The organism is Rhodoferax sp. TS-BS-61-7 (assembly GCF_002943465.1).
Taxonomy (GTDB): Bacteria; Pseudomonadota; Gammaproteobacteria; order Burkholderiales; family Burkholderiaceae_C; genus Allorhodoferax.
On record NZ_PTQY01000002.1, the window covers coordinates 540,258 to 558,183 of the forward strand.

The 17,926-nt window shown below is 61.6% G+C and carries 16 protein-coding genes and 1 pseudogene; 16 read left to right on the plus strand and 1 reads right to left on the minus strand.

Annotated elements, in window-relative coordinates; genetic code table 11:
* The 8 genes and pseudogenes from C5F53_RS08380 to C5F53_RS20485 form a co-directional block, all read left to right on the plus strand.
* Positions 1-1,299: a branched-chain amino acid ABC transporter permease gene (locus C5F53_RS08380; RefSeq protein ID WP_105260895.1), complete on the plus strand. Its 1,299-nt coding sequence runs from the start codon at positions 1-3 to the stop codon at positions 1,297-1,299.
* Entirely contained in the window at positions 1,296-2,084 is a 789-nt protein-coding gene (locus tag C5F53_RS08385) for an ABC transporter ATP-binding protein (RefSeq protein ID WP_105260896.1), read from the plus strand. Before C5F53_RS08380 ends, C5F53_RS08385 begins: the two co-directional genes overlap by 4 nt.
* Before the next feature lie 2 nt (positions 2,085-2,086).
* Entirely contained in the window at positions 2,087-2,782 is a 696-nt protein-coding gene (locus tag C5F53_RS08390; protein ID WP_105260897.1) for an ABC transporter ATP-binding protein, read from the plus strand.
* 128 nt (positions 2,783-2,910) lie between these two features.
* Positions 2,911-5,010, plus strand: coding sequence for a 3-hydroxyacyl-CoA dehydrogenase NAD-binding domain-containing protein (locus C5F53_RS08395; protein WP_105260898.1), 2,100 nt, complete (start codon positions 2,911-2,913; stop codon positions 5,008-5,010).
* Positions 5,011-5,024: 14 nt separating this feature from the next.
* On the plus strand, positions 5,025-6,518 hold the full coding sequence (locus C5F53_RS08400; RefSeq protein ID WP_105260899.1) for a M20 family peptidase: 1,494 nt from the start codon (positions 5,025-5,027) through the stop codon (positions 6,516-6,518).
* A gap of 22 nt (positions 6,519-6,540) precedes the next feature.
* On the plus strand, positions 6,541-7,716 hold the full coding sequence (locus tag C5F53_RS08405; RefSeq protein ID WP_105260900.1) for an acetyl-CoA C-acyltransferase: 1,176 nt from the start codon (positions 6,541-6,543) through the stop codon (positions 7,714-7,716).
* A gap of 150 nt (positions 7,717-7,866) precedes the next feature.
* Entirely contained in the window at positions 7,867-9,171 is a 1,305-nt protein-coding gene (creD, locus tag C5F53_RS08410; RefSeq protein ID WP_161499904.1) for a cell envelope integrity protein CreD, read from the plus strand.
* Between the two features lie 2 nt (positions 9,172-9,173).
* Positions 9,174-9,290: pseudogene (locus C5F53_RS20485) on the plus strand (acetyl-CoA C-acyltransferase); the annotation flags it as partial.
* 103 nt (positions 9,291-9,393) lie between these two features.
* Here C5F53_RS20485 and C5F53_RS08420 read toward each other — a convergent pair.
* The gene (locus C5F53_RS08420) at positions 9,394-10,041 is read right to left on the minus strand and encodes a DUF4145 domain-containing protein (RefSeq protein WP_236635297.1); all 648 of its coding nucleotides are present in this window, start codon (positions 10,039-10,041) and stop codon (positions 9,394-9,396) included.
* A 111-nt stretch (positions 10,042-10,152) separates the two neighbouring features.
* Here C5F53_RS08420 and C5F53_RS08425 point away from each other — a divergent pair, with 111 nt between their 5' ends.
* The 8 genes from C5F53_RS08425 to C5F53_RS08460 all read left to right on the plus strand — a co-directional run bounded on the left by C5F53_RS08425 (position 10,153) and on the right by C5F53_RS08460 (position 17,871).
* Positions 10,153-12,000 (plus strand): acyl-CoA dehydrogenase, encoded by a 1,848-nt coding sequence (locus C5F53_RS08425; protein ID WP_105260902.1) that lies wholly within the window; start codon positions 10,153-10,155, stop codon positions 11,998-12,000.
* On the plus strand, positions 12,000-12,227 hold the full coding sequence (locus C5F53_RS08430) for a hypothetical protein (RefSeq protein WP_105260903.1): 228 nt from the start codon (positions 12,000-12,002) through the stop codon (positions 12,225-12,227). The genes C5F53_RS08425 and C5F53_RS08430 overlap by 1 nt, the downstream gene beginning before the upstream one ends.
* 88 nt (positions 12,228-12,315) lie before the next feature.
* Positions 12,316-13,107 carry an SDR family oxidoreductase gene (locus tag C5F53_RS08435; RefSeq protein WP_105260904.1) on the plus strand — a complete coding sequence of 264 codons (792 nt, stop codon included), beginning with the start codon at positions 12,316-12,318 and terminating at the stop codon, positions 13,105-13,107.
* Between the two features lie 4 nt (positions 13,108-13,111).
* Positions 13,112-13,588, plus strand: a complete 477-nt coding sequence (locus C5F53_RS08440; RefSeq protein ID WP_105260905.1) for a PaaI family thioesterase — start codon at positions 13,112-13,114, stop codon at positions 13,586-13,588.
* A gap of 82 nt (positions 13,589-13,670) precedes the next feature.
* Positions 13,671-15,407: an acyl-CoA dehydrogenase family protein gene (locus C5F53_RS08445; protein ID WP_105260906.1), complete on the plus strand. Its 1,737-nt coding sequence runs from the start codon at positions 13,671-13,673 to the stop codon at positions 15,405-15,407.
* A complete protein-coding gene (locus C5F53_RS08450) occupies positions 15,404-16,369 on the plus strand; it encodes a glutathione S-transferase family protein (RefSeq protein WP_105260907.1) in 966 nt (321 codons plus the stop codon). Before C5F53_RS08445 ends, C5F53_RS08450 begins: the two co-directional genes overlap by 4 nt.
* Positions 16,366-16,932: a GNAT family N-acetyltransferase gene (locus tag C5F53_RS08455; RefSeq protein WP_105260908.1), complete on the plus strand. Its 567-nt coding sequence runs from the start codon at positions 16,366-16,368 to the stop codon at positions 16,930-16,932. The genes C5F53_RS08450 and C5F53_RS08455 overlap by 4 nt, the downstream gene beginning before the upstream one ends.
* A 33-nt stretch (positions 16,933-16,965) precedes the next feature.
* The gene (locus C5F53_RS08460; protein WP_105260909.1) at positions 16,966-17,871 is read left to right on the plus strand and encodes an SDR family oxidoreductase; all 906 of its coding nucleotides are present in this window, start codon (positions 16,966-16,968) and stop codon (positions 17,869-17,871) included.
* The last annotated feature ends 55 nt before the right edge of the window (positions 17,872-17,926 follow it).

A 17,926-nucleotide genomic window follows, 5' to 3' on the forward strand; every position in this document is an offset into this window, starting at 1 on the left:
ATGCAAGCTACCAAGCGTTATTACGCCTTCAAACCCCTGAATGTGGGGCGCATCCTGGTGTGGGGCCTGTTTGCCCTGCTGCTATTGGTGTCTCCGCGGGTGTTCACCAGCGGGCTGTCCATCACCATGCTCTCGCAAATGGGCATTGCCATCATTGCCTGCCTGTCTTACAACATGCTGCTGGGGCAGGGCGGCATGCTGAGTTTTGGCCATGCGGTGTACACCGGCCTGGGCTCTTACATGGCTATCCACGCGCTCAATGCTGCGGGTGCAGGCACCTGGGCCATCCCGGTAAGCCTGGTCCCGCTGGTGGGCGGTGTGGCCGGCATGGGCTTTGCCGCCTTGCTGGGTTATGTCACCACACGCAAGTCGGGCACCACCTTCGCCATGATCACGCTGGGCATGGCCGAGCTGGTGTTTGCCATGTCGCTGATGTTCTCCGAGTTCTTTGGTGGCGAGGCCGGCGTGTCGGCCAACCGTGTGGTGGGTCAGCCCTTCTTCGGCATTACGTTTGCGCCCGCGGTGCAGGTCTACTACCTCATTGCGGCTTACACCTTTGTGGCCGTGGCGGCCATGTTCGCCTTCACCGGCACACCGCTGGGCCGCATGCTCAATGCGGTACGTGACAACCCCGAGCGCGTCGAGTTCATTGGCTACAACCCGCAGCGCATCCGCTACACGGCCTTCATCATTGCCGGCTTCTTTGCCGGCATTTCAGGAGGACTAGCCGCGCTGAACTTTGAAATCGTCACGGCCGAGGTGGTGGGGGCTTCGCGCTCCGGCGCCTACCTGCTGTTCACCTTTCTGGGCGGCGCGACCTTCTTTTTCGGTCCCATCCTCGGTGCTGTGCTCATGGTGCTGGCCTTTGTGCTGCTTAGCGAGTTCACCAAAGCCTGGTTGCTGTACCTGGGCCTGATCTTCCTGTTCATGGTGATGTATGCCCCGGGTGGCATTGCCAGCCTGATCATGATGAATCTGCGCGTGGCAAAGTTCGGCAAGCTGGGCCGCCTGTGGGTCAGCTACCTGGGCTTGGCGGGCACGGCCCTGGTGGCCTTGGCTGGCGCGGGCGCCATGGTCGAAATGGTCTACCACCAGCAACTTAATGCGGCCCTGGGGCCGGAGCTGCGTTTTCTGGGGGCCACGCTCAACGCCACCAGTCTCAACAGCTGGTTTGGATCACTGTTGGTGCTGGTCACCGGGGTTGCCCTGTTTGAGCTGGTGCGCCGCCAGTTCAGCCGCGACTGGAGCGAAATCCAGGAAGAGATTGAAAAAGAAACCCAGCGGAGGGACGCCCTGTGAGCGCAACACCCCACCAGACGCCGGCACTGGAACTGCGCGACCTGCGCAAAAGCTTTGGCAAGTCTGAAATCATCCGTGGTGTCAACCTGGCCGTACAGGCCGGCGAGCGCGTGGCCATCATCGGCCCCAACGGTGCCGGCAAGTCCACGCTGTTCAACCTGATCAGCGGGCGGTTCGAGCCCAGCAGTGGCGACGTGTTGCTTTGTGGCCAACGCATCAACGGCAAAAAACCGTTTGAGATCAACCGCCTGGGCCTCTCGCGCAGCTTCCAGATCACCAACATCTTCCCCAAGCTCAGCGTGTTCGAAAACCTGCGCTGTGGTGTGCTCTGGAGCCTGGGCTACAAGTACACCTTCCTGAAGTTTCTGGTGGACCTGGACGACGCCAACGAGCGCGCCGAAGAGCTGATGACCATGATCAAACTCGACCGAAAACGCGATGTATTGGCCATGAACCTGACCTACGCTGAACAACGTGCACTGGAAATTGGGGTCACCATTGGCGGCGGCGCCAATGTGATCCTGCTAGACGAGCCCACCGCGGGAATGAGCAAAAGCGAAACCGGGCGCTTTGTGGGCCTGATCAAAGAAGTGACCGAGGGCAAGACCCTGCTGACGGTGGAGCATGACATGGGTGTGGTGTTTGGCCTGGCCGAAAAAATAGCCGTGGTGGTCTACGGCGAGGTGATTGCCTTTGACACGCCCGAAGCCGTGCGCGCCAACCCACGCGTGCAGGAAGCCTACCTGGGCTCCTCGGTGGCCGACGCGCAGGCGGGAGGACACTGACTATGTTGAGCATCAAAAATCTGCACGCCTTCTACGGCAAAAGCCATGTGTTGCATGGCGTGGACATGGCGGTGGGCGAGGGCGAAATTGTTGCCCTGTTGGGGCGCAACGGCTCGGGCCGCTCCACCACCGCCAAAGCCATCATGGGTTTGGTGGAGTGTGAGGGCTCGGTGCAGTGGAAAGGCCAGGAAACCCGCGGCAAAGAGGCCTTTGAGATCGCCCACCTCGGCATCGGTTATGTGCCTGAAAACCGCGACATCTTTCCCAAACTCACGGTGCAGCAAAATTTGCTGCTCGGACAAAAACGCAGCAAAAAGCAGGGCCGCTGGAGCTTTGACGACATGTACGCCATGTTCCCGCGCCTGAAAGAACGGGAACACACCGAAGCCGGTGTTTTGTCCGGTGGCGAGCAGCAAATGCTGACCCTGTGCCGGACCCTCATGGGTGACCCGGACCTCATCATCATTGACGAACCCACCGAAGGCCTGGCGCCCAAGATCGTGGAGCTGGTCGCCCAGTACCTCAAAACGCTGCGGGATCGCGGTATCTCGGTGCTGCTGATCGAGCAGAAGCTCACCATCGCCATGGCCATCTCGGACCGCTGCCTGGTCATGGGCCACGGCAGCATTGTGTTTGAAGGTACGCCCCAGGCGCTGCGCGAAGACAGCTACACGCGCAAAGAGTGGCTGGAGGTCTAAGGGATAACCCTTGGTTTGTCCCACGTGGGACAAAAGCGCTTGGAATGGCAGGCAAAGCACCTACAATCGCAAAAAAGAACGATCGTTCTATTTTCTTCTCTGGCTCCACCTTTTCAAGGAACGAAAGCATGACCGCCCAGTACCAAGTCCATGGCGATATCGCCGTCATCACGCTGAACAACCCGCCCGTCAACGGCTTGGGCTTGTCCACCCGGCAAGGCATTGCAGACGGCATGGCCCAGGCCAACGCCGATGCCGCGGTCAAGGCCATCGTGATCACTGGTGCTGGCAAGGCGTTTTCGGGCGGTGCAGACATCAAGGAATTTGGCAAACCCACCGCTCTGCAGGAGCCCAACCTGATCAGCGTGATCGGCGTGTTGGAAGCCTCTGGCAAACCTGTGGTGGCAGCCATCCACACCGTGGTCATGGGCGGCGGGCTGGAGCTGGCCCTGGGTTGCCACTACCGCATTGCCGCCCCTGGCACCAGCGTGGCCCTGCCCGAAGTGAAGCTGGGCTTGCTGCCTGGCGCCGGCGGCACGCAGCGCCTGCCGCGCGTGCTGGGTGTAGAGCCCGCACTGAACATGATCGTTAGCGGTGAAACCGTCAAGAGCGACATGCTGGTTATGGCCCCCGGCCAGAAGCTGTTTGACAAGCTGTCCGCGTCGGCCGAGAGCGTGTTGGAAGAGGCGATGGCCTTTGCGCGTGAAAAGGCGGATGTGCGGCCCCTGCCGCTGGTGCGCGATCTGAAGTGCAAGCACCCCCTGGGCGACGCCTATTTCCAGTTCGCCCGCAACATGGTCAAGGGCATGAGCAAAAACTTCCCCGCACCCGCCCTGTGCGTGGACGCTGTGGAAGCCGCTACCAAAAAGAAGTTTGACGAGGGCATGGCCGTAGAGCGTGACATCTTCATCAAGCTCATGTGGACGGCAGAAAGCAAGTCCTTGCGCCACCTGTTTTTGGCTGAGCGTGCAGCATCAAAAATAGCCGATGTGCCCGCGGATACTGCGCAACGCGCTATCAACTCTGTAGCAGTCATTGGTGCTGGCACCATGGGTGGCGGCATTGCCATGAACTTCTTGAACGCGGGCATCCCGGTCAAGATGCTGGAGATGAAGCAGGAAGCGCTGGACCGCGGCATTGCCACCATCCGCAAGAACTACGAAGCCCAGGTCGCCAAGAAGAAACTCAAACAAGACAAGTACGAGCAGCGCATGAGCCTGCTGAGCACCACGCTGAGCTATGACGAGCTCAACACTGCCGACATGGTGATCGAAGCCGTGTTTGAAGAGATTGGCGTGAAGGAAGCCGTGTTCAAGGAGCTGGACCGCGTGATGAAGCCCGGTGCCATTTTGGCCTCCAACACCTCTACGCTGGACGTGAACAAGATTGCGGCCTTCACCAAACGCCCCGAAGACGTGGTGGGCCTGCACTTCTTCAGCCCCGCCAACGTGATGAAGCTGCTGGAAGTGGTGCGCGGCGAGAAGACTGCCAAGGACGTGATGGCCACCGTCATGAGCCTGGCCAAGAAGATCAAGAAGACTGCTGTGGTGTCTGGCGTGTGCGATGGCTTTATCGGCAACCGCATGATCGAACAGTACGGCCGCCAGGGTGGCTTTTTGCTGGACGAAGGCTGCACCCCCGCGCAGGTGGACAAGGCCATGGAAAAATTTGGCATGGCTATGGGCCCGTTCCGCATGGGCGATCTGGCTGGCAACGACATTGGCTGGGCCATTCGCAAGCGCCGCTACACCGAGCAGCCCGACATGAAATACAGCAAGACCGCCGACCTGCTGTGCGAAAAAGGACGCTTTGGCCAGAAGACCGGTGCCGGCTGGTACGACTACGTGCCCGGCAAGCGCGACGCCATCCCCAACGCCGAGGTGGTGGCCATGATTGAAGAACACCGCAAGAGCCTGGGCATCACGCCCCGCAAGATTTCGGACGAAGAAATCGTGCAGCGCCTGGTGTTCAGCCTGGTCAACGAAGCGGCCCACATTTTGGAAGAGGGCATTGCCGCCAAGGCCAGCGATATCGACATCGTCTACATCTTTGGCTACGGCTTCCCCGCCCACCGTGGCGGCCCCATGAACTACGCCGACGAAGTGGGCCTGTTCAACGTGGTGCAAGCCATGAACCGTTTTGCCCAGAACCCGCTGGATGACGCCAAGTTCTGGCAACCTGCACCGCTGCTGGCCAAGCTGGCGGCTGAAGGCAAGACCTTCAACTAACAGGCGGCTGCACCATGGCCAAGAAAATAGCGTGGGCTGTGCTGGCTTTGTTGCTGGGTGTGGTGGCCGTCCTGGCCATCAACACCCTGCGCAAGGGCTCGCGCCAGCTCGACGTGCCGCCTGTGCCTGTGCTGGCCGTGGACGAAGCCAGCGCCGCCCAGCGCCTGGGTGAGGCCGTGCGCCTGCGCACCATCTCTTCGCGCAGCGATGCCAACCTGAGCGCGGACCAGTTCAAGCAACTGCATGCGCTGCTGCAGGCCAAGTTTCCCAAAACCCACGCCGCTCTCAAGCGCGAGGTGGTGGGCGGGCTGAGCCTGCTCTACACCTGGCCTGGCAGCAAACCAGAGCTGCAACCCATTCTGCTGATGGCGCACCAAGACGTGGTGCCGATTGCCACCGGAACCGAAAAAGCCTGGAGCACCGAGCCCTTCAGCGGCGAGGTGAAAGACGGCTTTGTCTGGGGCCGCGGCGCCTGGGACGACAAGGGCAACCTCATGGCCCAACTGGAAGCCATCGAGATGCTGGTGGCCAGTGGCTACCAGCCCGAGCGCACGGTGTACCTGGCCTTTGGCGCCGACGAAGAGGTGGGAGGCCACCGCGGTGCCGAGCAGATTGCTGCGCTGCTCAAGGAGCGCAAGGTGCGGCTGGACTTTGTCATTGACGAAGGCCTGCTGATTACCGAAGGCATCATGCCCGGCCTCAAGGCCCCGGCCGCGCTGATTGGCGTGGCCGAGAAAGGCTACCTCTCGGTCGTGCTCAAGATGTCGGCCACGCCCGGCCACTCGTCCATGCCGCCGCCCAAGGGCACCAGCGCCATTGCCATGATGAGTGCGGCCCTCAAGCGCATTGACGACGAGCAGTTGCCCGGGGGCATTCGCGGTGTGGCTGACGAAATGTTTGCCACCGTGGCACCCGAGATGAGCGGTTTTTCGCGCGTGGCGTTGTCCAATCTGTGGCTGTTTGGCCCGATTGTGCAAAAGCAGCTGGAAAGCGGCGCCGGCACCAATGCGGTCATGCGTACCACCACCGCGCTGACCATTGTGAACGCGGGCAACAAGGACAACGTATTGCCCGGCCAGGCCGAGGCTACCGTCAACTTTCGCCTGTTGCCTGGCGACACCAAAGACATGGTGGTGGAACGCACCCGCGCGCTGGTGGCAGACGCCACCAAGACGGACAAGTTCGAACTGTTTGCCCTGCCCGGTGGCGCCGAAGCCTCCAAGGTCACGCCCACCGATTCTGCCCAGTACGCGCTGATCAACCGCACTATCCGTGAGGTGTTTCCTGGCACCCTGGTGGCGCCCGGCCTGATGATTGGGGGCTCTGATTCGATCCATTTCGGTGAGATCAGCGATCACATCTTCAAGTTCTCGCCCGTGCGCGCCGGCCCGCAAGATCTGCCACGTTTCCACGGCACTAACGAACGCATCGCCATCAGCAACTATGTGGAGCTGATCCGCTTTTACCACCGCCTTTTGACGCAAGGTGCCAAGGCACCCCAACCCTGACCCTATTTAGGAGAGCTTCACCATGACATCAGCAGTAATCGTTTCCACCGCACGCACCCCCCTCACCAAGGCCTGGAAGGGTGCTTTCAATATGACCCACGGCGCCACCATGGGCGGCCACGTGGTCGAACACGCCATCCAGCGCGCCGGCATCGAAGCCGGTGAGGTGGACGACGTCATCATGGGCTGCGGCACGCCCGAAGGCGCCACCGGTGCCAACATCGCCCGCCAGATTGCGCTGCGCGCTGGTTGCCCCGTCACCGTATCGGGCATGACCATCAACCGTTTTTGCTCCTCCGGCCTGCAAACCATTGCCACCGCCGCCCAGCGCATCATGGCCAACGAAGGCGACATTTACGTGGCCGGCGGCGTGGAAGCCATTTCTTGCACCGCGCAAGAAATGAATATGCACATGCTGCAAGACCCCTGGCTCATGAAGAACAAGCCCGAGGTCTACTGGGCCATGCTGCAAACCGCCGAACAAGTGGCCAAGCGCTACAACATCAGCCGCGAGGCCATGGACGAATACGGCGCCAGCAGCCAGCAAAAGGCTTCGGCCGCGTTGGAAAAAGGACTGTTCAAGGACGAGATCGCCCCCATCACCGTGACCATGGGCGTGGCCGACAAGGTTATGGGCCTGATGACCAAGCAGGTCACTGTCAGCGATGACGAAGGCATTCGCGCTGGCACCACCTATGACGGCATCAAGGACCTGCGCTCTGCCGTGCCCGGTGGCTTGGTGTCCGCCGGCAACGCCAGCCAACTGTCCGATGGCGCCGGCGCCACAGTGGTGATGCACGAGAAGCTGGCCGAGCAAAAAGGCCTCAAGCCCCTGGGCCGCTTCCTCGGTTTTGCCGTGGCCGGTTGCGAGCCTGACGAAATGGGCATCGGCCCTGTGTTCGCTATCCCCAAGGTGCTCAAGCGCTTGGGCCTGACCATCAACGACATCGACCTGTGGGAGCTGAACGAAGCCTTCGCCGTGCAGGTGATCTACTGCCGCGACAAGCTGGGCATCCCCGCTGACAAGCTCAACGTCAACGGCGGTGCCATCGCCGTGGGCCACCCCTTCGGCATGAGCGGCCAGCGCCTCACCGGCCACGCCCTCATCGAAGGCAAGCGCCGTGGCGCCAAGAAAGTCATGGTGACCATGTGTATTGGTGGCGGCATGGGTGCTGCGGGCGTGTTTGAAGTGCTGTAACGCCGCATCGGCATCTGCCAAGACAAAGGCCACCGGAGACGGTGGCCTTTTTCGTTTTCACACAGACTTCACTTTGCCCGCACCGTGCCATCACATCGGCATCGCACACGCTGCCGACACTGCCAGCACATGCAACAACAAGGGTCTGAGATGATGAAAAACGCACTGTTTTTGAAATGTGCACTGGTGTTTCTATTGGGCGTATTGCTGTGGGTGCCGCTGTTGATGATTGAAAACACCATCCACGAGCGCACCAGCTACCGCGAGGAGGCGGTGCAGGCCATTGCCGCCAGCTCTGCCGGCGAACAAACGCTGTGGGGCCCGGTGCTCACTATCACCGTTGACGAGGAATTTGACGAACCCGTCACAGGCTGGTCCAAGGCTGGCGCGATGACAGGCACCACCCGCGCCACGCGCAAACACACTCTGCAGGTAACCCCATCTGCAGTCGATTTGAAGGGCCAGATGGACGTAGAGCGCCGCAAGCTGGGCCTGTTCAGCACCCCTGTGTTTGAGCTCAACGCCACGCTCAGCGGTCACTATGTGGCGCCCACGGCCAAAGACTTGCCAAGGCTGGGGCCCAACGCCCGACTCAAGTGGGGCACCCCGGTGTTGACCGTGGGTGTGGGCGACACGCGCGGCATCGCCGGTGCGCCTGTGGTTACCCTGGCAGGGGCTACGCTGGCCATAGAAAGCGGCAGTGATGTCAAAGACTTTACAAGTGGCTTTCATAGCGTCGCCAGTGAGGTGAACCTGGACGGCAGCGCCAAGACCTTGCCATTTACCGTGACGGTGCGCCTGGTGGGCACCAGCGGTTTCGGTTTTGTGCCCGTGGGTGATGTTGTCACTGCCAACCTGAGCAGCAACTGGCCACATCCCAGCTTTGGCGGCGACTTTTTGCCCCGCACACGAACCGTGCAAGACACAGGTTTTACAGCCCAGTGGGGTACAACCGCGCTCGCATCCAATGGTGGTGCGACCGCACAAGGGTTTCAAGTGCGCCTGATTGAACCGGTGGACGTGTACCAGCAAGCCACACGCTCGGTGAAATATGGCTTCCTATTCATCGCACTGAGTTTTGCCGCCTTCTTTGTGTTCGAGCAACTCAAAAACCTGCGCATCCACCCCATCCAGTACCTGCTGGTCGGCTTGGCCCAGGCCGTGTTCTTTTTGCTGCTCACCAGTTTGTCGGAACACATGGCCTTTGCTGTGGCCTACGGCCTGTCGGCTACGGCGTCGGTGGTTTTGGTCGGTGTCTACCTGGCCTCGGTGCTGCGTGGTGCCGCACGGGCTGTGGGATTCAGCACCGCCATGGGCACGCTCTATGCCGCCTTGTTTGGCATCTTGCAGTCGGAGCAGAACGCGCTGCTGCTGGGCTCGGTGCTGATGTTCTTGCTGTTGGCAGCGGTGATGCTGGGGACGCGCAAGGTGGATTGGTATGGGCAGGCAGCTTAGTGGGGCGGCGCCTAACTGGCTACGCTCACATCGCAGGCAAAGGCTGTGGCACCAAGAAGGTCATGGCAACGATGTGTATCGGTGGCGTTATGGGTGCTGCTGGGGTGTTTGAGGTGCTGAGATTTCAAGCGTTTACTCAAAAAAAGGCCACCGTACACGGCGGCCTTTTTTTCTCTCATCGAAGACAGCACTCAGCCAATGCAAGTTGGTTTGAGCGATGGGCTAGCCACCACTGAACTTGGAAAGCAACAGTTGCTCCACATAACCCAGCACGCTACTCACATCTGGTTCGGTAATTTTGGACCACTCTGCGTGCATTGCCATATTTCGAATGCGTGGCATTGCCTCAAGCAGAGATTTCTGCGCCCCCGAAACTAAACCTGCTGACTTGAGCGAGTTCACGATCTCAGTCATGGTTTTACCGTCGGCGGTAATGCTGTTGGCGCTGGCAAGCCGCTTGATCGCATCTTCGAGCGCGGCGCATGCCAAAACTGCGGCAACGTCTTTTTGCCCTTCAACCAGAGATTGTCGAGCTAAGGCAACGAAATCACCGAATACTTCTCCGGAAATCCGCAGCTCTACATTGAATACGTAGCCGCCCTCGAAGTCATCCTTCGCGCTACGAAATAGAGCAATTAGTTTGTGCACTTCATCGTCATATCCTCGACAATTTTCGTAGGCTACACGGAAGTTTTTGTAGTGAGGCGTCTCTTCTCCAAATGATGCGCGGATAAGACTCTCCGCACTTGTTGCCCAGCCTTCCCACTGCCCCGATTCAGCATACCCACTACCCGTACCGTGAGCCTTGAACACAATTTTTGTGTGTGCTGTATCAAGCTCTCCAAAGCGTTTCATGAAGATTTCGTTCAAAGTTCCTCCCGTGCTTGTTGTTTGTACTAATTTATAACTGAACTCCTGCACCCCGTCACCAAGCGGACACCCACAGCTAGGCAGCATGCAGCATTGCAGGAAAATAGCTTTATGACCCTACGCACCACCCTCGACTTCCTGCTCAACGACTGGTTGGACACCACAGCGCTCACCGCACGCGAACGTTTTGCGGACCACAACCGCGAGACTTTTGACGCGGTGCTGGACACCTGCGAACGTATTGCGCGCGAGAAGTACGCGCCGTTCAACCGTTTGGCCGATGTGGAAGAGCCGCGCACGGTGACCGAACCCGATGGCAGCCTGCGGGTGGTGTTGCCACAGGCCACGCACGATGCGCAGAAGGCCTATGCCGAATCCGGCATGTTGTCGGCCGCGCAAGACTACGAGATGGGCGGCATGCAGTTGCCCTATAGCGTGGAGGCGGCGGCCAACGCCTTTTTTGCCTGCGCGTCCGTCAGTATTGGCACCGGCATGCTGACCACGGGCAATGCCAACTTGTTGATGACACACGGCACGGCGCTGCAAAAAGAGGTGTTTGCGAAGAACGAGTTTTCCGGTCGTTGGTCGGGCACCATGTGCCTGTCGGAGCCGCAAGCGGGGTCCAGCCTGTCGGACGTGGCGACCAAGGCCGTGCCCGACGGTGTGGACTTTGCCAACGACCCGCTGGGCCCACGCTACCGCCTCAAGGGCAACAAGATGTGGATTTCGTCGGGCGAACACGAGATCAACGAGAACATCATCCACTTGGTGTTGGCCAAGATTCCCGATGAAAACGGCAAGCTGGTGCCCGGCACGCGCGGCATTTCGCTGTTCATCGTGCCCAAAAAGATGGTGAACACGCAGGGCGAACTGACCGGTGTGCGCAACGATGTGGCGCTGGCCGGCCTGAACCACAAGCTGGGCTGGCGTGGCACCACCAACACGCTGCTGAACTTTGGCGAAGGCAAGTTCCCCGTGGATGGACAGGCGGGGGCCGTGGGTTACCTGGTAGGGCAGCCCGGCAAGGGCCTGGCCTGCATGTTCCACATGATGAACGAGGCCCGCATTGGCGTGGGTATTGCGGCCACCATGCTGGGCATGGCGGGTTACTACGCTGCGCTGGACTACGCCAAGAACCGCCCCCAGGGCCGGCCCATCACCGGCGCGGGCAAAGACGCTGCCGCGCCGCAGACCCGCATCATTGAACACGCCGATGTGAAGCGCATGTTGCTGGCGCAAAAGTCGTACTGCGAAGGCGCGCTTGCGCTGGAGCTGTACTGCGCGCGCCTAGTGGACGAGCACCACACCGCGGGTGGCGCCCAGGCCGAAGAGGCGCGCCTGCTGCTGGAAGTGCTGACCCCGATTGCGAAGAGCTGGCCCAGCGAATGGTGTCTGGAGGCCAACAGCCTGGCCATCCAGGTGCACGGCGGCTACGGCTACACGCGCGACTTTCCGGTGGAGCAGTACTGGCGCGACAACCGCCTGAACATGATCCACGAAGGCACGCACGGCATCCAGGGCATGGACCTGCTGGGTCGCAAGGTGCTGATGGAGGAGGGCAAGGGCCTGACGCTGCTGAGCAACCGCGTGATGGCTACGGTGCACCGCTGCAGTGGAATACCCGCGCTGGCAGCACATGCCAGGGCGCTGGGCAAGGCGCTGCAAGACGTGGGCACCGCCACGCAGCAGGCCTGGGCCACCGGCGTGCCCGGCGAGGCACTGGCCAATGCCGTGCCCTACCTGCAGGCGTTTGGCCACACGGTGCTGGCCTGGATCTGGCTGGATGTGGCGGCCTGCGCGCTGGACAACGACCCCAAACAAGAGCAACTGGCGACCCAGGGCCATGTGGGTGCGGCGCAATTTTTCTTCCATTACGAGCTGCCAAAAATCGGGGCCTGGCTGGGTGTGGTGCAATCGCGGGATCTGACCTGCGCATCATTTCCCGAAGGAGCTTTCTGATGGCCTTTTTCAAAAAATACAACGGCACCACCAATGCCCGCCTGCTGCGTGTCGAACGCACGATCTGGGTGCTGATTTACGGTGGGCTGTTGTCCATCGTGCTGGGCCTGTTTATCGACCAGCAGGAAGCACAAGACGCCAGCCTGTTTTACCAGCTGGGCTGCCTGGCCGTGGTGGTCGGCGTGGTGCTGATTTACGTGCGTTCGCGCCTGCGCGAAGAGGACTGAGCGGCGTACATATCGCGCTGGAGACATGGTTGTGGCGCGGTGAAACGGACAATCGTTTTTTCCCTCCATTCCAACAAGGTAGACACGCATGACACGCACCATCCAGAAACTATTCGACCTGACTGGCAAGACCGCCCTGATCACTGGCGGCTCGCGTGGCCTGGGCCTGCAAATGGCCCACGCCCTGGGTGAAGCCGGCGCCAAAATCATGCTCAGCTCGCGCAAGGCGGCCGATCTGGAAGAGGCCACTGCCGAACTGCAGGCCGCCGGCATTGACGCGCGCTGGATTGCCGCCGACTGCGCCAAAGAAAGCGAAATCCACCGCCTGGCCGACGAGACCCTGCAGCGCATGGGTGATGTGGATATTTTGATCAACAACGCCGGTGCCTCCTGGGGTGCGCCGGCCGAAGACCACCCCGTAGAGGCCTGGGACAAGGTGATGAACCTGAACGTGCGCGGCTACTTTTTGCTGAGCCAGATCATTGCCAAGAAAAGCATGATTCCCCGCAAGAGCGGTCGCATCATCAACATCGCCTCCATCGCCGGTTTGGGTGGCAACCCCACGGCCATGAAAACCATTGCCTACAACACCTCCAAGGGCGCGGTCATCAACTTCACCCGTGCTCTGGCGGCGGAGTGGGGTGTGTACGGCATCAATGTGAATGCTATTTGCCCTGGCTTCTTCAAGACCAAGATGGCTGCCGTGCTGATTGAAACCCTGGGTGAAGACAAGATGGCCGCCCACGCGCCGCTCAAGCGCATTGGCGATGATGAAGACCTGAAGGGCCTGGCGCTGCTCTACGCATCGGACGCAGGCAAACACATCACCGGCCAGTGGCTGGCGGTAGACGGCGGCGTGTCCGTCGTCACAGGTGGCTAGAAAGATGGCCGATTCGTGGGAGCAGGCCGTGGGCTTTGGTGTCGAGATTCCCTTTGTCACCCACCTGGGGTTTGATCTCACGCTGTTTGCCGACGGGCACTCCGAGATCCGGTACGCGCCCAAGGCCGAGCACCTCAACTCCTTTAACGTGACCCACGGCGGCGCGCTGATGACGCTGCTGGACGTGACCATGGCCACTGCGGCACGCAGTGTGGCGCCCGAAATGGGCGTGGTCACCATCGAGATGAAAACCAGCTTTATGCAGCCCGCCGTGCCCAGTGCCGACGGGCCACTGGTGGCCAAGGGTGAACTGATGCACCGCACCGCCACCATGGCCTTCACCCAGGCCACCGTGTTGGATGCGGCGGGCAAACCTTGCGCCCATGCCACGGGCACCTTCAAATACGTGAAGCGCCTGGCCACGGGGGGGCGCAGCGTGAACCCACTGAACCTGCAGCCCGGTGGCCTGTCTACCGACTGATTTTTAGGCAAAACAAGGCGCTAGCCCAGGTGGAATATGCGCAAGCAGCTATCAAAAGAATAGCGTTTAACAGGAGCATGGCATGAGCACCACGACACTGCAGTACCTCAACACCCACACGGTGTTCAACCAGGCCGAGCCCTTGGTGGGCCGCAACCTGTTTGCCAGCCACCAAGCCCTGCAGAGCGCGCTCAAGTTCAACGCCCCCACACTGGACACCGCCAGCCTGCACGCCCTGGGCGCGCAGATGGGCAGCGCCGAGATGCAAACCCACGCCCGCCTGGCCAATGTGCACACGCCCGTGCTGCACAGCCACGACCGCACGGGCCGCCGTGTGGACCAGGTGGAGTTTCACCCCAGCTACCACGCGCTGATGACCGCCGCCGCGCAGGCGGGCCTGCACGGCAGTGCTTGGGCTGAAGACGCTCACGGCGTGAGCGCCGCCGGGCCGTCCCAAGGCGCGAGGGCCCCCTCGGGGGGCAGCTCAGTACACGCAGTGACAAGCGTGGGGGCGCATACCCGCAGAGCGGCCGCTTTCATGCTGTTCACCGAGGCTGAGCCGTCCATCCTGTGCCCCATCTCCATGACCTATGCGGTGATGGCCGCACTGCCTGGCAACGCTGCCATCTTCAAAGACTGGGCGCCGGGCTTGACGGCGCGCGCCTACGATCCGGCCTTCAAGCCCTTCAGCCAGAAAGCCGGCCTGACCATGGGCATGGGCATGACGGAGAAGCAGGGCGGCTCCGACGTGCGGGCCAACACCACACAAGCGTTCCCCGACGGGCAGGACGCCTGGGGCCAACGCTACACCCTGGTGGGCCACAAGTGGTTTTTCTCGGCGCCTATGTGCGATGCATTTTTGGTGCTGGCGCAAACCCCGGCCGGGCTGTCGTGCTTCTTTGTGCCGCGTGTGTTGCAGGACGGAAGCACCAACGCCATCCGCATCCAGCGCCTCAAAGACAAGCTGGGCAACAAGGCCAACGCGAGTTCGGAGGTTGAATTCCTCAACGCCACCGCCTGGCTGGTCGGTGAAGAGGCCCGTGGCGTGCCGCAGATTCTGGAAATGGGCACCATGACGCGGCTGGACTGCGCCCTGGGCACCAGCGGGCTGATGCGCCAGGCGCTGAGCATTGCGCTGCACCACACGGCGCAGCGCCAGGCCTTTGGCAAACGGTTGATGGACCAGCCGCTGATGCGCAATGTGCTGGCTGATCTTGCTATCGAAAGCGAAGCTGCTTGCGCAATTTCCATAAGGCTTGCGCGCTCTTTTGACCATAAAAATGACGCCCACGAAGTGCTGATGGGCCGGCTGCTCACGCCGATTGCCAAGTTCTGGATCTGCAAGCGCGGCGCGGCCTTTGCGCAAGAGGCGATGGAATGCCTGGGCGGCAATGGTTATGTGGAGGAGGGCGGCGAGGGCACCATGGCCCGCATCTACCGTGAGATGCCGCTCAACTCCATTTGGGAGGGCGCTGGCAACATCATGGCGCTGGACCTGCTGCGCGCGCTGCGCAAGGGCGATGTAGCCGCCGCGCTGGTGCGCGAGCTGGCACCGGCCCAGGGCGCCCACCCCGCGCTGGACCGCCTGGCTGCCGCCCTGCCCAGCCGGGTAGAGCACATGGCCACCGAAATGGAAGCGCGCCGCCTGGCGCAAGACGTGGCGCTGGCTGTGCAGGCTGCGCTGCTGCAGCAGAGCGCGCCCGCCGCCGTGTTTAACGCATTTTGTGATTCCCGCCTCGCGGGCAACTGGGGCCACACCTTTGGCACCCTGGGCGCCGCGGTGGACTTTGACAGCATTATTGAAAGGGCTATGCCATGAGCAACACACCGACCGACCTCATCCTCCACCACTACCCCACATCTCCTTTTTCGGAAAAAGTGCGCTTGGTGCTGGGCTACAAACAACTGGCCTGGAAGTCCGTCATCATTCCCGCCATCCTGCCCAAGCCCGACGTGGTGGCGCTGACCGGCGGCTATCGCAAGACGCCGTTTTTGCAGATTGGCAACGACATCTACTGCGACAGCGCGCTGATTTGTGATGTGCTGGAACACATCCAGCCCACGCCCACGCTGTACCCCGAATCGCACAAGGGCGTGGCCCGCGTGCTGGCGCAGTGGGCTGACACCACGCTGTTCTGGGCCGCCATGGCCTACAACCTGCAACCCAAGGGCGCAGCCAGCATGTTTGAAGGCGCGCCTGTGGAGGCGGCCAAGGCCTTTGGCGCGGACCGCGCCGCCATGTCCACCGGCATGACGCGCTTGCGCCCGGCCGATGCCACCGCCGCCTACAAGAGTTACCTGCGCCGCCTGGCCAATATGCTGGAAGGGCAAGACTTTTTATTGGGTGGCACGCCCTGCGTGGCCGACTTTGCGGCCTACCACCCGCTGTGGTTCAGCCGCAAACGCGTGCCGGTGATGGCCGACATCCTGAACGCCACACCCGCCGTGCTGGCCTGGATGGACCGCATGGCGGCATTGGGCCATGGCAGTTTCGAGAAACTATCTGCTACAGAAGCGATAGCTGCTTGCGCAGCATCCACGGGCGCTAGCGCCCCATTTGCCCATGATGCGGACACGACCTTCCAGGACGAACACGGCATTGCCCTGGGCAGCGAAGTGACGATTGCCGCCGAACTCTTTGGGCAAGAACCCACACCCGGCACGCTGGTGGCTGCCACGCGCACCCGCTTCACGCTGCAGCGAACCGACGAACGCGCAGGCACCGTGCGCGTGCACTTCCCGCGCATTGGTTATGTGTTGAAAGCGGCCCAACCGGCATGAGCGACACGATTACCTGGCAGTGGCTGCCCTTTGACGCGCTGAGCCGCGAGCAGCTGTACGAAGTGCTGCGTCTGCGCAGTGAGGTGTTTGTGGTGGAGCAGAACTGCGTGTTTCAGGATATGGATGGGCTGGACGACCAGGCCATGCACTTGCTAGGAGTTCGGGCGTCAGCGGACTCTGCTCCGTGTCCCCCGCCCGCGTTGCGGGCTCCTCCTTTACCTACGCAGAGCCCACTGCCACCCGAACTCCCCGGCGCCCTCGCTGGCAAGGGGGCTCAAGAGCTCGTGGCCTATGTGCGCTGCTTCCCCAAGGGCATCACGTTTGACGAGGCCAGCATTGGGCGCGTGGTCACGCGCCAAAGCGCACGCGGCGGTGGCCTGGGCCATGTGCTGATGGCCGAGGCCGTCCGCGCGCTCCAGCAGCACTGGGGCGCACAGCCGATTCGCATTGGCGCGCAGGCCCACCTGAAGAGTTTTTACGAGCGCCACGGCTTTGCCGATGTGGGCAAACCCTATGTCGAAGACGGCATTGACCACCTCGAAATGGTGCGCCAGCCCGTCTGATCCCAACAAAAATTTACAGAGGAGACATTTCCCGTGATTAGCAATTTCCAAGGCAAAACCGCCGTTCTCACTGGCGCCGGCTCAGGCTTTGGCCTGGAATGCGCGCGTATTGGCGCCAAGCTGGGCATGAACCTGATGCTGGCCGACGTGCAGCAAGACGCACTGGACAAGACGGTGGCCGAAATGCAAGCCGCGGGCGCGCCCGTGCTCGCCATGAAGGTGGATGTGTCCAAGGCCGAGCAGGTGGAGGCGTTGGGCGCCGCCACGCTGGCCCGTTTTGGCGCGCCGCATTTTGTGTTCAACAACGCGGGGGTGGGCGCGGGCGGTTTGATCTGGGAAAACACGGCCAAAGACTGGGAATGGGTGCTGGGCGTCAACGTCATGGGCGTGGCCCATGGCGTGCGTGTGTTCACGCCCATGATGCTGGAGGCCGCGGCCAAAGACCCGGGCTGGACGGGACACATCGTCAACACCGCCAGCATGGCCGGCCTGCTGAACGCGCCCAACATGGGCATTTACAACGTGAGCAAACACGCCGTGGTGGCGCTGAGCGAAACCCTGTACCAGGATCTGGCGTTGGTGACCGACCAGATCAGTGCCAGCGTGTTGTGCCCGTTTTTTGTGCCCACCGGCATCAGCCAGAGCCAGCGCAACCGCCCGGATGCGGACGCCGCGCCCGCCCAACCCACGCGCAGCCAGCTCATCGGCCAGGCCATGACTGACAAGGCCGTGGGCAGCGGCAAGGTAACGGCGGCCGAGGTGGCGCAGAGGGTTTTCGACGCCATCGCCGCCAACCAGTTCTACATCTACAGCCACCCCAAGGCAATTGGTTCGGTGCAGACGCGGCTGGAAGACGTGCTGATGGCGCGCAACCCGACCGACCCGTTTGCCCACAAACCCGAGCTCGGTGTGGAGCTGAAAAAGGCGCTGCGCGGCTGACCCACCAGGACCGCGGAACCTCCGGCTTGGGTTAGAGTCGTACCCCAGTGCCCCA

Bases quoted from the DNA above. Each gene is read 5' to 3' on its own strand.
- C5F53_RS08380 (WP_105260895.1), top strand. From the start codon at position 1: ATGCAAGCTACCAAGCGTTATTACGCCTTCAAACCCCTGAATGTGGGG.
- C5F53_RS08390 (WP_105260897.1), top strand. From the start codon at position 2,087: ATGTTGAGCATCAAAAATCTGCACGCCTTCTACGGCAAAAGCCATGTG.
- C5F53_RS08395 (WP_105260898.1), top strand. From the start codon at position 2,911: ATGACCGCCCAGTACCAAGTCCATGGCGATATCGCCGTCATCACGCTG.
- C5F53_RS08400 (WP_105260899.1), top strand. From the start codon at position 5,025: ATGGCCAAGAAAATAGCGTGGGCTGTGCTGGCTTTGTTGCTGGGTGTG.
- C5F53_RS08405 (WP_105260900.1), top strand. From the start codon at position 6,541: ATGACATCAGCAGTAATCGTTTCCACCGCACGCACCCCCCTCACCAAG.
- creD (WP_161499904.1), top strand. From the start codon at position 7,867: ATGATGAAAAACGCACTGTTTTTGAAATGTGCACTGGTGTTTCTATTG.
- C5F53_RS08425 (WP_105260902.1), top strand. From the start codon at position 10,153: ATGACCCTACGCACCACCCTCGACTTCCTGCTCAACGACTGGTTGGAC.
- C5F53_RS08430 (WP_105260903.1), top strand. From the start codon at position 12,000: ATGGCCTTTTTCAAAAAATACAACGGCACCACCAATGCCCGCCTGCTG.
- C5F53_RS08435 (WP_105260904.1), top strand. From the start codon at position 12,316: ATGACACGCACCATCCAGAAACTATTCGACCTGACTGGCAAGACCGCC.
- C5F53_RS08440 (WP_105260905.1), top strand. From the start codon at position 13,112: ATGGCCGATTCGTGGGAGCAGGCCGTGGGCTTTGGTGTCGAGATTCCC.
- C5F53_RS08445 (WP_105260906.1), top strand. From the start codon at position 13,671: ATGAGCACCACGACACTGCAGTACCTCAACACCCACACGGTGTTCAAC.
- C5F53_RS08450 (WP_105260907.1), top strand. From the start codon at position 15,404: ATGAGCAACACACCGACCGACCTCATCCTCCACCACTACCCCACATCT.
- C5F53_RS08455 (WP_105260908.1), top strand. From the start codon at position 16,366: ATGAGCGACACGATTACCTGGCAGTGGCTGCCCTTTGACGCGCTGAGC.